This is a genomic window from Caulobacter sp., assembly GCF_039596335.1.
Classification (GTDB): Bacteria; Pseudomonadota; Alphaproteobacteria; order Caulobacterales; family Caulobacteraceae; genus Caulobacter.
The window spans coordinates 126,552-140,849 of sequence record NZ_JBCNJZ010000003.1 but is presented as its reverse complement, the minus strand read 5'-3'; the positions used below and the strand labels follow the sequence as shown (position 1 = coordinate 140,849).

The following is a 14,298-nucleotide window of genomic DNA, read 5'->3' as shown; positions in this document are numbered from 1 at the left end:
TCCAACAGATCGCGCCGAATCCGTAGCACGATAGGAAGCTGCACGATGATCACCGACCGCATTCTGCTGGAAGTCTGTGTCGATACGCCCGCCGGACTGGCGGCGGCGATCGCTGGTGGCGCGGATCGGATCGAACTTTGCGCGGCCCTGGCCCTGCAGGGCCTCACCCCCGCCCCCGGCCTGATGGCGATCGCGGCGCAAGCGCCGATCCCGGTCTATCCGATGATCCGGCCGCGCAACGGCGACTTCTGCTACGACGCCGGCGACCTGGACGCCATGCGGCGCGACATCGACGCGGTGCGCGCCTACGGCCTGGCCGGGGTCGTGATCGGCGCGAACCGGCCGGACGGCCAGCTGGACCTGGACGCGCTGGAATTGCTGGTCGCCCACTCGCAGGGGCTGGGCATGACCCTGCACCGGTCGTTCGACCTGGTCCCCGAACAGTCCGTCGCGCTGGAGGCCGCCGTCGCTCTGGGCTTCGAGCGCATCCTGACCTCGGGCGGCGCCCTGACGGCGGAAGCCGGCGCAGCAGCGATCGCCGCGCTGGTCGAGCAGGCCGCCGACCGCATCGCCATCCTGGCCGGCGCAGGCGTGCGGCCTGGCAATATCGCCGACCTCGTCCGCCGCACCGGCGTCCGCGAGGTGCACGGCTCGTTCGGCGGCCCTGTGCACGGCGCCGATCCGGACACCAGGCTAGGCCGGATGGGCTTCGTGCCGCCGACGCTGCGTGACACCGAACAGGCGTCGGTGGCCGACGCCGTGCGTATCCTGCGCGCGCTTTAAGCCGCCGGGTGCGCCTTGGCCCAGGCCTCATAGGCGCTGATCGCCTTGGCCGGGCCCGCACTGAACCAGGAATAGCCCCGGCGGCGTTCGGGCGAGAGTTCATTGGCGTCGTCGCGCAGGGTCTTGTCGCGCTCGCCGAAGACCGGCTTGCCCTGGGTATCGTAGTAGCGCGACCACAGCGGCCCCGCGCCCGGCTGGTCGACCAGGCGACGTCCGCCGCTGGGGTCGTCCTTGTCCACCGTCCAGGCCTTGCCCATCAGAGCCGCGCCCTTCAGCCAGGCCACGCCCGCATGCACCGCCGCGACCTCGGCCGGGGTCGGGTCCGACAGGCTCATCAGGTACAGCAGCAAGTCGGCGCTCTCGCCGCTGGCCATGGCCGGCGGCTCGTAGTTGCGGCCGGCGACCGGAGCCAGGGTGAACGGATCAGCCTGCTGCCCCCAGAGAGCCGGCTTGCCGTCGACGCGGATCTGGGCGGCGAGGATGACCTCGCGCCCCCTCTTGGCGGCGGCGCGAGCCTGGGCGCGTGAATCCGCCGGGACGAAAGCGAACTCGGCCTCGCCGCCCGCCACGTCGGTCAGCAGACCGGCGGCCTCGGAGACGGCGTTGTCGTTGAAAGTGACGGCGTCGTGGTAGCCGCCCTGCAGCGGCCAGACCTGCGGCCAGCCGCCGTTCGGCAGCTGCGCGGCCAGCAGATAGCGCACGCCCTTCAGGAAGCTCTGGCGATAGGCCTCGCCGTCCTTGCCGGGCGCCTGGGCGGCGACCTTCGCCAGAAAGCGCAGCTCGGTGATGGTCGCGCCGTTGTCCAGCGTGCCGACATAGCCCCACTTCGGATCTCGGGCGGCGTCGAAATCGGCTTCGCTCAGGTGCTTGGAATTGTTGTCCGAGGCGTAGGGCTGGCCCGGCAGGCGCAGGGCGCCGTGACGGTCCTGGTTCTTGCTCCAGCCGCCGGCCGGGGTCTGGAAGCTGACGATGACGTCGGCGACGTGGCGCGCTTCGGCCGAGCCATACCAGGCCGCGTCCTTGTTCAGCGCCATGCCGTTGTCGCCGTGGCCGCCACCGGGCGGCGGCGGGGCGGCCTGGCCCGGCTTCAGCTCGGCGGCCAGAGCGGCGCGGTCGGCCTTCTCCTGGGCGATCGAGCGGGCCAGATAGGCTTTCCATGCCGGCTGCTGGGCGGCCGGCAGGGCCGCGATGCGCTCGGCGGTGATCGGCTTGGCCGGGACGTTGGCCCCGATGACGCCGGCCAGCACCGGCGAGGCCAGCAGGCCGGCGGACAGAAGCAGGCCGAGAGCGGCGGCGTGGCGGGTCATCTGGACGTCTCTCCCCGAGGGCGTCGTTGTCGTTGACCCCCTTGTGTCACGGGAAATGATACCGGTCACCTGCCGCGCGGCGTCAGCCCTCGATGATATGCGGCACGAACCGCGAGCGATCGCGGGTCACGCGGCTGCGGTCCTCGCGCACGCCCATGCCGGCCGGCTGGTCGCCGATCACCCACGAACCGATCACCGGATAGTTGGCGCCGAACTTGGGCGGCGGCTTCAGCTCCTGACGGATCCAGCCTTCCTCGCCATAGCCCAGGTCCAGAACCCGGCCCTTGCGGCCGTCCTTATAGAGCTCGACGTTCGCGCCTTCCCGGCTGAACAGCGGCTTGCGGGCGTAGTTGTTGCCCAGCCGCTCGACCTTGGGGTCGTCGTCGAAATAGGTCTCCAGCAGGTTCGGATGACCCGGATGACGCTCCCACAGCAGCGGCAGCAGCGCCTTGTTCGACAGCACCGCTTTCCACGGCGGCTCCAGGAACAGCGTCTTGCTGCCGGCGATGTTGGCGGCATAGGGCTCGCGCAGCATCTCTTCCCAGGGGTGCAGCTTGAAGATCGCGCCGATGATGTAGTTGTCCTGGTCGACGAAGCGGCCGTCGGCGTCCAGGCCGATATCCTTCAGCGGCACGAACTTGGGCTCCAGGCCCGCCAGGGTCGCCATGTCCTCCAGGAAACGCACGGTCTGGCGGTCCTCGACAAAGTCGGCGTCGCTGGCGAAGTGGACGAAGCCGCCGTTCGGGAAGATCTCCTTGAACCGCTCGGCCAGCCGGTCGTGGACGCTGTTGAACTGGTCGGTGCTGTCGGGGAGCTCGCCCCGGGCGATCAGGTCCTCCAGCCACAGCCACTGGAAGACGCCGGCCTCGAACACGCTGGTCGGGGTGTCGGCGTTGTATTCGTAGAGCTTGGGCGGGCCTTCGCCGTCGTAGAAGAAGTCGAAGCGGCCATACAGCGACGGATCGCGCCGTTTCCACGAGGCAGCGACCAGATCGCGCGACGCCTCGGGGATCTGCAGCCGCGCCATCAGGGCGTCGCTGCCGGCAGCGTCATCCACCAAGTCGAGACACAGCTTGTGCAGCGTCTCGGTCGCGGGCTCGATATGGCCCCCGACCTCTTCGAGCGTGAAGGCGTAGGCCGCCCGCTCGTCCCAGTAGCGCATGCCGTCGGCGTGGTGCCAGGTAAAGCCGACGGCCTCGGCCTTGGACTTCCAGTCGGACCGAGGCGTCAGATCGATGCGGCGCATCAGGCTTCCGAACCGTCCCTATCGTTGCTTTTGGGGGCCACCTTTTGCTTGTCCTCGATGGCCAGCATCGGGGCGGGCAGAGCCTCGTCCTTCGGCGCCATCAGGCGGGCCAGCACGTCTTCGGCGCCGCCACCACCCGGCAGGATGCCGGCCGCGGCCAGCTTCGCGTCCAGGTCAGCGCCGCTCTTGCGATCTTCTGACTCGGTGTGCAGGCGGAACTGCTCTTCACGGACCGACTGGCGCTCCTTGATGCGCTTGAGGCTATCGGCGGCCGAGCCGACGACGCCGCTGGCCGAACCCGAGCGCGAGATCACAGCGGCCTGAGCCTTCTGGACGCTCTCGTTGACCTTCACGATCTCGATTTCGCGGCGCAGGGCTTCGACCTTGGTGTCGGTCTGGGCGATGATCGTGCGCAGCTTTTCCTCGGCCGCGCGCAGCTCGTTCATCTGCGTCGCCTTCTGGGTCGCGTCGGTCTCCAGGTCGGAGATGCGCTGGGCGACTTCCAGGGCCAGGGCCTGGTCGCCCTTGTTCATCGCCGCGCGGGCCGAGCTCTCGTACTTGCGCGACTGGTCGGTCAGCTGGGCGACCTCGGTCTCCAGCGCGCGACGGCGGGCGACCAGCTTGGCCAGCTCGTCCCGGGCCTTGCCCTGGGCGTTGTCGGCGTCGCGGATTTCCTGGTCCAGGATGCGCAGCGCGTTGGCGTCCACGATGGTTTGGGCCCCGTCATGGGCCGTGCCGCGGAAGAGCGCGGAGAGCTTGCTCCAGATCGACATGTTCAGTTCTCCGGTCTCTTAGGCGGCCGCGCCGCGGCTCTTTTCGAAGGAATCCCGCAGGTCGCTGGCGGCGGCGATGGCGTTGTCGGCCAGGGTGCGCAGCTCGATGACCAGGGTCTGCAGGGTGGTCTTGGACGAGATCTCGCCCATCAGCTCGTAATAGTCGCGGCCTTCGATGGTGGTGATGCCGAAGTTCGACAGCGGCACCACCTTCTGGGCCTTGAGCAGGAATTCGTTGAACTCGGCCCGGTCGTTCTGCTCGTCGCAGGGCCACAGGATGGTCGACACCGTCAGCTGCAGCTCGCCGCCGCTGACATAGACTGGCAGGTCGCCGTACTCATGCATGACGACCATCAGCACCGGCTCGACGCCTTCGATGACGGTGGCGGTCAGTTCGTCCTGGCGGATCAGGGCGCTTTCCACCAGCGCGTTGCGCAGACTGTGGATCGTCCAGGCGGTGTCGATAACGGCGTCCATGTGACCCTCGGGAGGATAGGGGTTGGTCTTCAGCGCCGGCCCTCGGACCGACTCGACGACGATGGCTTGTACGGCCGAAAGGATGTCAGGCTTGCATGCCGCCGGCGCCCAGACTTCGATCTTCACGAAGCCGGCGCTCCGGCGGGCTTCTCGCCACGCGCGGGTCCTTTCGGCGGCCTGAGCGCCTCTCGTCGTCTTGGCAGGCATGACGTTACATGTACGCATACCATGTACGCTTGACAAGGCGGGGATCGGCGTCATCCTGCGCCCCAAGTTCACCCGAGGGCAACCCACCTTCGGGCGCCTTCGGCGTCGCCCTCGATATGGGCCCGCCAGCCACGCTTTTGAGGGGCTAGCGCACCGGAATGTTCGGAAAGCTCTTCGGCAAGAAAGACAACGCGGCGCGCCCCGCCCTGCCCGTCATCCGCAATGTGACGATCGGCCGGACGGTGGTGCTGGACCCGCTGACCTGGCGCCGCTTCGGGGCCGAGACCAAGTTCGTCCTGGACCGCGATACGCTGGAGATCACCGCCCAGGGCCTGATCCAGCTGAACGACGGAGCCTTCGTGCACCGCTTCTATACGGACGACGAGATCGTCTTCCAGGTCGTCTCGGACGACCGCGAGGGCCAGCGCGCCAACGACTTTACCGTCTTCCTGCCGTGGGCCAGCGAGTATCCGGCCGACCGCAGCGACCGCGACCTGTGGAGCGCCCGCCTGCGCGCCCGCACCTTCCAGCCCGAGGGCCTGCCCGCCTATACGCGCCTGTGGTTCGGCGACGAGGCCGAGCAGCAAGACCCGGTCACCCTGTGGGAAGACGTCTATTACGACCGCGACGCCGAGACGCCAGCTCGCCGCCTGTTCCAGACCACCATGCTATTCCACCGCGACCTGGCCGGCGGCGACGGGCGCGAGCTCTTGCTGGCCCTGACCCTCGAGCCCGAGGACAGCAAGGACGTCACCAACGAGACCATGATCGGCCTGCCGCTGTCGGTCGGCGAATTCAGAGCTTAGGGGCGAGAAACCAGATGTTCGACTTCACCGCTTTCCAGCAAGGCGCGGCCGCGTTCCTGATGGCCTTCGTGGCGGCCGGTCTGTTCACGATCGCCTTCAAGTACATCTACCAGTGGGTGACACCGTACAATGAGAAGGAGCTGATCCGGCAGGGCAACATGACTGCCGCCATCGCCCTGGCCGGCGCCCTGATCGGCTACGTCCTGCCGCTGGCCTCGGCGCTCAGCCACACCTTCAGCCTGATCGAGTTCAGCGCTTGGGCCACCCTGGCCGGCGTCATCCAGATCGCCGTCTTCGCCGGTGTGCGCTTCATCGCCCTGAAAGACATCAAGGCGCGGGTCGAGAACAACGAGGTCTCGATCGGCGTCTACATGGCGGGCATCTCCATCGCGGTCGGCCTGCTGAACGCCGCCTGCATGACCTCGTGAGGGCTTAAGGCGATGACCACGCGCAAGCGCTCCAATTCGCTGAAGCTGACCACCATGCTGGCCAGCGCCACCGCCCTGACCCTGGCCGGCTGCGACGATCCTGGCCCCGCGCCCCAGGCCGGCTGGGATCCCAACCGCGGCGAGCAGGTCGAGGCCTTCAGCTACAAGACGCTGGAAGAGTGCAAGGAGGCCAAGGAGGTCACCGCTCAGCAGTGTGAGACTTCGTTCGCCGCCGCCAAGGCCGACGATGAAAAGAACGCGCCACGCTACGACCAGCGCGCCACCTGCGAAGAGGTCTACGGCGCCGGCAACTGCGTACCCAAGGGCAGTCAGGGCGGCGGCAGCTTTTTCACCCCCCTGCTGACCGGCTTCGTGATCGGCCAGATGCTGGACGGCGGCTATCGCGGCACCGGCATGTATCGCCGCGACGACCAGTATGGCGGCGGCTACTACTCGACCTATGGCGGCCGCCTGGGCCGCGACTACGGTTCGGGCAAGACGATCATCAGCCGCGACAGCATCGATCCGCCGGACGCCATCCGCAACGCCCCGCCCAAGGTCCAGACGCGCACGTCGGTGGTCTCGCGCGGCGGCTTTGGCGGCGGGCGCAGCTACGCCACCAGCGGCAGCAGCTATCGCGGCGGCTTCGGCGGATAAAATTCCGATCGCTTCTTTTTGAGATTGACTCGCAAAATCGCATACTGTTTAGTTGCGAAGCGTTCGCAAGACGCGTGTCGGGCCGCTCACCGAAATCGGTTCGCCCAGGTGGGTGTCGGCCCCCTGCCCCGGGCGAGGAGATTTCCGGCGTGCGGCCCGACCAATTTACCCGACTGGACTACAACCACTGCGGCCCGAACGGCCTTTCCGAAGGCGAGCGGATCGTTCTGTGGATGTTGCGTCAGTGGGTGACGGCGCGGGTCTTGGGCCAGGAGCCCGGGGCGCGCCTGTCCCGCGAGGCTGGCACGCTCGTCTCCCCACGAGTCGCCGCCGCCTTCATCCTGATGATGACGGCGATCGAGGGACAGGTGCGCCGCCCGCTTTGCGTTTCCGCCCCCTGTTGCAAGGGCTATGCGGAAGACGAACAGCGCCTGGTCACCGCCTGCGGCGTCTGCCCCGCCTCCCCCGAAATGGCCGGCCGCCTGCTGGAAGCCCTGGTAGTGATGCCGGAGTCGGTCACGGTCTCGGCGCGCTTCCTGAACATGGCGCTCTCGCACGAAGGCAAGGCCCTGCCGATGCGCTTCGACGAGCCGGAAACGCCGGTCGCGCCCGTGAAGCGGCCGACGCTGCACTAGCCCCCTACCGCCAGCCCTCATCCACCAACTTCTTCGCCAGGGCCTGAGCGGCCATGGTCACATCGTTCCAGGTCACGTCGAAGCCGGCGTCGTCGCCATAGTAGGGATCGGCCACGGCGCGGTCGCGATGGCCCTCCACCAGGTTCAGCAGCAGCCCGACCTCGGCGGTCGCGTCCGACGGCGCCACCTGCAGCAGGCCGCGCAGGTTGTCGTGGTCCAGGGCGTAGATGTGGGTGAAGGTCCGGAAGTCGTCGGGCTTCACCTGGCGCGCCTTCAGGCCGCCGATGTCGACGCCGTTGCGGCGGGCCACGGCGATGGCGCGCGGGTCCGGGGCCTCGCCCTTGTGCCAGCCGCCGGTGCCAGCGCTGTCGACCGTGACGTCCAGGCCAAGCCGCTCGGCTTCCGCCCGGAATGCCCCCTCGGCCAGGGGCGAGCGACAGATGTTGCCCATGCAGACGAACAGTACGCTGGCCTTGGTCATTGCGCCTTCCCCCAACCGCCGCCACCGGGCGTTTCGATGACGATCGCATCGCCCGCCGCGACCTCGACGAGATCGGTGGCGGCCATCGTCTGAACCGAACCATCGGCGCGTTCGATCCGCGCCGCGCCGAGTTGCCCCGAACCACCGCCCGCCAGCCCGAACGGCGGCACGCGCCGGCGGTTGGACAGCAGAGTGGCGACCATGGGCTCGCGGAAGCCGATCTTGCGCACCACGCCGTCGCCACCCCGGTGCGCGCCCTGCCCGCCCGAGCCGCGCCGGATCGAGAACGCCTCGACCAGCACTGGATAGCGGGTCTCCAGCACCTCGGGATCAGTCAGGCGGCTGTTGGTCATGTGGGTCTGGACCGCGTCGGTCCCGGCGAAGTCCGGCCCCGCCCCCGAGCCGCCGCAGATGGTCTCGTAGTACTGCCGCCGCGCGTCGCCGAAGGTGAAGTTGTTCATCGTCCCCTGCGCCCCGGCCATCACGCCCAAGGCGCCGTAGAGGGCGTCGACCACGACCTGGCTGGTCTCGACATTGCCAGCCACCACCGCCGCCGGATAGCGCGGCCGCAGCATCGAGCCTTCCGGAATGACCAGTTCAACCGGCCGCAGGCAGCCGTCGTTCATCGGGATCTCGTCGTCGACCAGCGTGCGGAACACGTACAGCGCCGCCGCCCGGCAGATCGACGCCGGCGCGTTGAAGTTGGTCGGGACCTGGTCGCTCGTGCCGGTGAAGTCGACGCGGGCGGTGCGAGCGCGCTGATCAACCGTGATGGCCACCTTCACGACCGAGCCGTCGTCCAGCTCGTAGGCGAATGACCCGCTCCGCATCGTCGCCAGCACGCGGCGGACGGCCTCCTCGGCATTGTCCTGGACGTGGGCCATGTAGGCCTCGACCACATCCTGGCCGAACTCGGCGATCAGGCCGGTCAGGGCCTCGGCCCCGCGCGCGCAAGCGGCGATCTGAGCCTTGAGGTCGCCGATGTTCTGGTCGGGATTGCGCGCGGGCCAACGGCCCGAGGCCAGCAGGAACCGGGTTTCGGCCTCCAGGAATCGCCCGCCCTCGACCAGTAGGAAGTTCTCGATCAGGACGCCTTCCTCCTCGACCGTCTGACTGGTCGGCGGCATCGAGCCGGGCGTGATCCCGCCGATGTCGCCCTGGTGCCCGCGAGCGGCGACATAGAACAGCAACGCTCCACCTGCGTCGAACACCGGCATCACCACTGTCACGTCCGGCAAGTGGGTGCCGCCGTTGTAGGGCGCGTTCAGCATGTAGACGTCGCCGGGCTTCATGCCGCGGCCGTCACCCTCCCGCGCATCGCGGATGGCCCGCACGCTGTCGCCCATCGAACCCAGATGCACCGGCATGTGCGGCGCGTTGGCGATCAGGTTTCCGTCGCGGTCGAACAGGGCGCAGGAAAAGTCCAGGCGCTCCTTGATGTTAACCGAATAGGCGGTGTTCTGCAGGGCGAAACCCATCTCCTCAGCCACGGCCATGAACAGGTTGTTGAACACCTCCAGCATCACCGGATCGGCATCCGTCCCAATCGCCTTGCGGGTCGGCAGGGCGACTATGCGGTCGAGGATCAGGTTCAGGTGGGCGTCGACGGTGGCGCGCCAGCCAGGTTCGACGATGGTGGCGCCAGTGGCCTCGCGGATGATGGCGGGGCCGAGGACCTCAACGCCGATGGCGAGGGCTTCGCGGTCGAAGGCTGGGGTAGCGTGAACCGAACCGGCCATCCGGACGTCGAAGGTAGCCAGTGGCTCGACGCTTCCAGGAGCACCGAATTGGAAGTCCGCTTGGCCGGCATCCGAATGCCCGATCGCCTCGACCGACAGCGTCTCGACCACCAGCGGCGTATTAGGCGACGTGAAACCGAAGCGACGCTGGTGCAGCTCTTCGAACTCTTCGCGCACCCGATCGCCGAACGGCACGACCAGCGGCGTGTCGGTGCCGGCGTACTTCACCCGCAAGCTGGCGACCGTCTCGACCGAGGCCATCGGCACGTCCTGGGCGCGCAAGGCGGCCTCGGCTTCAGCGGCGAGCACCTTCGCCCGCGCGGCAAGGTCGCCGGCATCGTCCAGCGGCCGCTCGACCGTCTCCTCGCGGATCAGGCGCAGGTCGGCCAAGCCCATGCCGTAGGCGCTCAGCACACCGGCGAACGGGTGGATCATCACCTTCGTCATGCCCAGGGCGTCGGCGACCGGGCAGGCATGCTGCCCGCCCGCCCCGCCGAAACAAGCCAGCACGTAGCGGGTGACATCGTAGCCGCGCTGGATCGAGATCTGCCGCACGGCCTTGGCCATGTTCTCGACCGCGATGGTGACGAAGCCCTCGGCGACCTCCTGCGGGGTCATGGCCTTGCCGGTCGCCGTCGCGATCTGGCCCGCCACCGCCTCGAAGCCGCGCGTCACGGCCTCGGCGTCCAGCGGCTGGTCGGCGTTGGGGCCGAACACCTGCGGGAAGAACTCCGGCCGCAGCTTGCCCAGCATGACATTGCAGTCGGTGACCGTCAGCGGCCCGCCCCGGCGATAGGCCGCCGGTCCCGGCACCGCGCCGGCCGAAGCCGGCCCCACGCGTAGCCGCGCGCCGTCGAAGCTGCAGATCGAGCCGCCGCCGGCCGCCACGGTGTGGATGTTCATCATCGGGGCGCGCATCCGCACCCCCGCCACGACGGTCTCGAAGGCCCGCTCGTACTGGCCGGCATAGTGGCAGACGTCGGTCGAGGTGCCGCCCATGTCGAAGCCGATCACCCGCTCGAACCCGGCCTCGCCGGCGGTGCGCGCCATGCCGACCACGCCGCCGGCCGGACCGGACAGGATGGCGTCCTTGCCCCGGAAGGCCCGTGCGTCGGTCAGCCCGCCGTTCGACTGCATGAACAGCAGACGGGTGTCGTGGCCCAGCGCGTCCGCCACCTGGTCCACATAGCGGCGCAGGATCGGCGACAGATAGGCGTCGACCACCGTGGTGTCGCCCCGCCCGACCAGCTTCATCAGCGGGCTGACCTCGTGGCTGACCGAGACCTGGGTGAAGCCGATCTCGCAGGCGACCGTCGCTACCCGCGCCTCGTGGTCGGTAAACCGGAAGCCGTGCAGCAGCACGATAGCGATGGCACGGAAGCCTTCGTCGAACGCCGCCTGCAGTCCCGCCCGCGCGGCGGTCTCGTCCAGCGGTCGCAGCACCTGGCCCTCGACGCTCATCCGCTCGTCGATTTCGACGACGCGGTCGTACAGGGCTTCGGGCTTGACGATATGGCGCTCGAACAGTTTCGGCCGCGCCTGGTAGCCGATCCGCAGGGCGTCGGCGTGACCCTTCGTGATGGCCAGGACCGTGGGCTCGCCCTTGCGCTCGAGCAGGGCGTTGGTGGCGACGGTGGTGCCCATCTTCACCGCGTCGATGGCAGCGCCCTGCGGCAAGAGGGCCCGGACACCGGCGACGGCCGCATCCGCATAGTGCTCGGGATTTTCCGACAGCAGCTTATGGGTGACCAGAGCCCCGTCCGGCCGGCGCGCGACGATGTCGGTGAACGTGCCGCCCCGGTCGATCCAGAACTCCCAGCCGCGCGGAACTTCAGGGGTGGCGGTCATGAGGGGCGGAACTCCTTGCTCCGCCCCTCTTAGCGCCTGGAGCCCCTACTTCAACAGACCCAGAAGCTCCGCCGCCTGCCACAGGCCCAGAGCCAAGAAGATCAAGGCCGCGCCGATGCGCACGTATTTCAGCGGCACGATCTTGGTGGCCGCCTCGCCCAGATACACGGCCGGCACATTGGCCAGCATCATGCCCAGGGTGGTGCCCATCGAGACCCAGAAGATCGAGTGGAACTTGGCGCCCAGGGCCACGGTGGCGATCTGGGTCTTGTCGCCCATCTCGACCAGGAAGAAGGCGATGGTCGTGGTCAGAAACACGCCGTAACGGCCGACCTTGCCGCCATCCTCGTCATCGGCCTTGTCGGGGATCAGGGCCCAGGCGGCCATGGCGATGAACGAGACGGCGATAGCCCAGCGGAACGCGTCGCCGCTGAGGAAGTCCGATACCCAGTAGCCGGCGGTCGCGGCCAGGGCATGATTGGCCAGGGTGGCGACCAGAATACCGAGGATGACGGGGATGGGCTTCTTGAAGCGCGTGGCCAGGATGATGGCCAGCAGCTGGGTCTTGTCGCCGATCTCGGCGATGGCCACGACCAGGGTCGAGACGAGGAGGGCTTCCATGGTTCGCAAGACTCTCTGGGCCGGGCGCATGCCAATAGCGTCGATACCCAGCCGGCCCGGATGGAGATCGTCGCCATTGGTCTCGCCAAGGAAGCTCTAAGTTCGCTTCCCTTCCCCGCGCCATGGTCCCGAGAGACCAAGTGTGTTGACGGCGGGGCCCGCTGATAGGCGCGGGCGGCTACTCCCCAAAGGTGAGGCGGCGTGTAGCGGAGGGGATGGCGACGGTCAAGCCAGCTCTCTCCTCCCCTCTTGGGGGAGGTGTCGGCGAAGCCGACGGAGGGGGCAACGCGGCGGATGCAGAGCTAGCCCCCTCCGGCCCTCCGGGCCACCTCCCCCAGAAGGGGAGGAGATTTTACACCGCCGCCGGCGCGTCGAAACGCAACACGTGGATGGCCACGCGCACCTTGCCGGTGACGAAACTGCCGCCGATGGCGGTGAGCACGACCGGCGTGTCGGCATAGTAGGCGGTCGGGCCGACCACGCCGATATTGCTGGAATTCTTGGCGACACCCAGCGAGCCGCCGAACTTGTTGGCCTCGCCCGCGACGCCGCAATTGTACGACGCCGCACCGGTGATCGCGGCCGTGGTGCGGGTCGAGGCCGCCAGCACGATGGCGCGGCTCGGGATGGCGATGCTGGTGGCGACCGCGGCGCCGGACAGTGTCAGCTCCTGCTCCAGGATCTCCAGCCGAGTACTGGCCTGGTTGGCCGTCTGGGCGGCGGTCAGGCTCTTGAAGGTGGCCGACAGCGGGACCCAGGCCACGCCGTCGAAGGCGACCATCTGGTTCTCGTCCTTGACCCAGGCCAGCACGCCCTCGGCCGGGGCGATCACCTCCCAGGCGCCGGCCTCGAAGCGCACCAGGGTCCCGGCGGGCGGGCCGGGCCAGGCGGCGATCCATACAGCGCCGGAGACGGGATTGGCCGGCTGGACCGTGACCGACCGGCTCTCGACGGCCAGCTGCACCAGGCCATCCAGACGGGCCAGGCTCTCATTGATGGGGATGTGTTTCTGGGCCTGGGCGGCGACCACATAGGGCAGGCCGAGGCGGGGCGTGACGTCGTCGAACATTTGCGGCTCCGGAGCGGATTGAAGACCGCTCCAGCATCAGGCCGCCGAAAGGTGCGGGGACGAAGCCTGCTTCGTCCCCGTGATCCGCCCGTCTACTCGGCGGCGAAAGCCAAGTGATTTCCGGACGTAAGCGCCGTCTTGGCCGCCAGTTCGGCCTTGGCCTGCTCGTACTCCTGCGCGAACTTCGCGATGAGGTCAGCCGCCGGCAGCACTTCCTTGATCGCGCCGATGCCCTGCCCCGAGCCCCAGATGTCGCGCCAGGCCTTGGCCTCCTGGTTGCCGCCCGAGCCGAAACTCATCTTGGACGGATCGCTTTGCGGCAGGTTGTCGGGGTCCAGGCCCGCATTGACGATCGACGAGCGCAGATAGTTGCCGTGCACGCCGGTGAACAGGTTCGAATAGACGATGCCGTCGGCTTGGCCGTCGACGATGCCCTGCTTGTAGCCCTCGATGGCGTTGGCCTCCTCGGTCGCGATAAAGGCCGAGCCGATATAGGCTAGGTCCGCGCCCATGGCCTGGGCGGCGAGGATCGAGCGCCCCGAGGCGATCGATCCCGACAGCGCCACCGGCCCGTCGAACCACTCGCGGATTTCCTGGATCAAGGCGAACGGCGACAGCGTGCCGGCGTGACCACCGGCGCCGGCCGCGACCGGGATCAGGCCGTCGGCGCCCTTCTCGATGGCCTTGCGGGCGAAGCGGTCGGTGATGACGTCGTGCAGGGTGATGCCGCCATAAGAGTGGATCGCCTGGTTCAGGTCCTCACGCGCGCCCAGCGACGTGATGACCACCGGCACCTTGTGCTTCACGCAAAGCTCGATGTCTTCCTCGAGCCGGTTGTTGGTCTTATGGACGATCTGGTTGACCGCGAACGGGGCCGACGGCGCCTCGGGGTGGGCGCGATCGTGGGCGGCCAGCTCCTCGGTGATCCGGTGCAGCCACTCGTCCAGCTGCGAGATCGGGCGGGCGTTCAGCGAGGGGAACGAACCGACGATCCCCGCCTTGCACTGGGCGATCACCAGATCGGGATTGCTGATGATGAACAGCGGCGAGGCGATGACCGGAAGACGCAGACGGTCACGCAGGATCGGCGGCAGAGCCATGGGCGAGTTTCCCCTTCGGTGATCGGCGTTCCGCGCCGACTATATGAACGACGATCAGATTAAACGCCCGTTTGCCGCCCGCGCAAGGCTTGACGGTCGTTACGGCAGGGGAGCAACTCGC

At 68.3% G+C, this 14,298-nt stretch carries 14 protein-coding genes; 5 read left to right on the top strand and 9 right to left on the bottom strand.

Annotated features, from left to right (window positions below; genetic code table 11):
- Window positions 1-45 precede the first annotated feature (45 nt).
- A complete protein-coding gene (locus ABDW31_RS07210; RefSeq protein WP_184717796.1) occupies window positions 46-783 on the top strand; it encodes a copper homeostasis protein CutC in 738 nt (245 codons plus the stop codon).
- Here ABDW31_RS07210 and pelA read toward each other — a convergent pair.
- From pelA to ABDW31_RS07190, 4 genes are all read right to left on the bottom strand, one after another.
- Window positions 780-2,090: a pectate lyase gene (gene pelA / locus ABDW31_RS07205; protein WP_184717794.1), complete on the bottom strand. Its 1,311-nt coding sequence runs from the start codon at window positions 2,088-2,090 to the stop codon at window positions 780-782. The two genes, ABDW31_RS07210 and pelA, sit on opposite strands and share 4 nt — an antisense overlap.
- An 82-nt stretch (window positions 2,091-2,172) precedes the next feature.
- Entirely contained in the window at window positions 2,173-3,336 is a 1,164-nt protein-coding gene (locus ABDW31_RS07200) for a glutathionylspermidine synthase family protein (protein ID WP_184717792.1), read from the bottom strand.
- The gene (locus tag ABDW31_RS07195; RefSeq protein WP_184717790.1) at window positions 3,336-4,109 is read right to left on the bottom strand and encodes a PspA/IM30 family protein; all 774 of its coding nucleotides are present in this window, start codon (window positions 4,107-4,109) and stop codon (window positions 3,336-3,338) included. Before ABDW31_RS07195 ends, ABDW31_RS07200 begins: the two co-directional genes overlap by 1 nt.
- 18 nt (window positions 4,110-4,127) lie before the next feature.
- Window positions 4,128-4,793 (bottom strand): YjfI family protein, encoded by a 666-nt coding sequence (locus ABDW31_RS07190; protein WP_184717788.1) that lies wholly within the window; start codon window positions 4,791-4,793, stop codon window positions 4,128-4,130.
- A gap of 158 nt (window positions 4,794-4,951) precedes the next feature.
- On the opposite strand from ABDW31_RS07190, the gene ABDW31_RS07185 reads away from it, so the two are divergent.
- The 4 genes from ABDW31_RS07185 (at window position 4,952) to ABDW31_RS07170 (ending at window position 7,319) form a co-directional block, all read left to right on the top strand.
- Complete coding sequence (locus ABDW31_RS07185; RefSeq protein WP_184717786.1) at window positions 4,952-5,599, top strand: YjfK family protein; 648 nt, start codon at window positions 4,952-4,954, stop codon at window positions 5,597-5,599.
- A 14-nt stretch (window positions 5,600-5,613) separates the two neighbouring features.
- Window positions 5,614-6,027, top strand: a complete 414-nt coding sequence (locus tag ABDW31_RS07180) for a DUF350 domain-containing protein (protein WP_184717784.1) — start codon at window positions 5,614-5,616, stop codon at window positions 6,025-6,027.
- A gap of 12 nt (window positions 6,028-6,039) precedes the next feature.
- Window positions 6,040-6,684, top strand: coding sequence for a DUF1190 domain-containing protein (locus ABDW31_RS07175; RefSeq protein ID WP_184717782.1), 645 nt, complete (start codon window positions 6,040-6,042; stop codon window positions 6,682-6,684).
- 149 nt (window positions 6,685-6,833) lie between these two features.
- Complete coding sequence (locus tag ABDW31_RS07170; RefSeq protein ID WP_184717780.1) at window positions 6,834-7,319, top strand: hypothetical protein; 486 nt, start codon at window positions 6,834-6,836, stop codon at window positions 7,317-7,319.
- A gap of 4 nt (window positions 7,320-7,323) precedes the next feature.
- Here ABDW31_RS07170 and ABDW31_RS07165 read toward each other — a convergent pair whose 3' ends face one another.
- The 5 genes from ABDW31_RS07165 to ABDW31_RS07145 form a co-directional block, all read right to left on the bottom strand.
- On the bottom strand, window positions 7,324-7,815 hold the full coding sequence (locus tag ABDW31_RS07165; RefSeq protein ID WP_184717779.1) for a low molecular weight protein-tyrosine-phosphatase: 492 nt from the start codon (window positions 7,813-7,815) through the stop codon (window positions 7,324-7,326).
- Window positions 7,797-11,387 carry a hydantoinase B/oxoprolinase family protein gene (locus ABDW31_RS07160; RefSeq protein ID WP_184717777.1) on the bottom strand — a complete coding sequence of 1,197 codons (3,591 nt, stop codon included), beginning with the start codon at window positions 11,385-11,387 and terminating at the stop codon, window positions 7,797-7,799. Before ABDW31_RS07160 ends, ABDW31_RS07165 begins: the two co-directional genes overlap by 19 nt.
- Window positions 11,388-11,432: 45 nt before the next feature.
- Window positions 11,433-12,008 carry a TMEM165/GDT1 family protein gene (locus tag ABDW31_RS07155; RefSeq protein ID WP_184717775.1) on the bottom strand — a complete coding sequence of 192 codons (576 nt, stop codon included), beginning with the start codon at window positions 12,006-12,008 and terminating at the stop codon, window positions 11,433-11,435.
- Window positions 12,009-12,360: 352 nt separating this feature from the next.
- A complete protein-coding gene (locus ABDW31_RS07150) occupies window positions 12,361-13,077 on the bottom strand; it encodes a DUF2793 domain-containing protein (protein ID WP_184717773.1) in 717 nt (238 codons plus the stop codon).
- A 92-nt stretch (window positions 13,078-13,169) separates the two neighbouring features.
- Window positions 13,170-14,177: a nitronate monooxygenase family protein gene (locus tag ABDW31_RS07145; protein ID WP_184717771.1), complete on the bottom strand. Its 1,008-nt coding sequence runs from the start codon at window positions 14,175-14,177 to the stop codon at window positions 13,170-13,172.
- Between the last annotated feature and the right edge of the window lie 121 nt (window positions 14,178-14,298).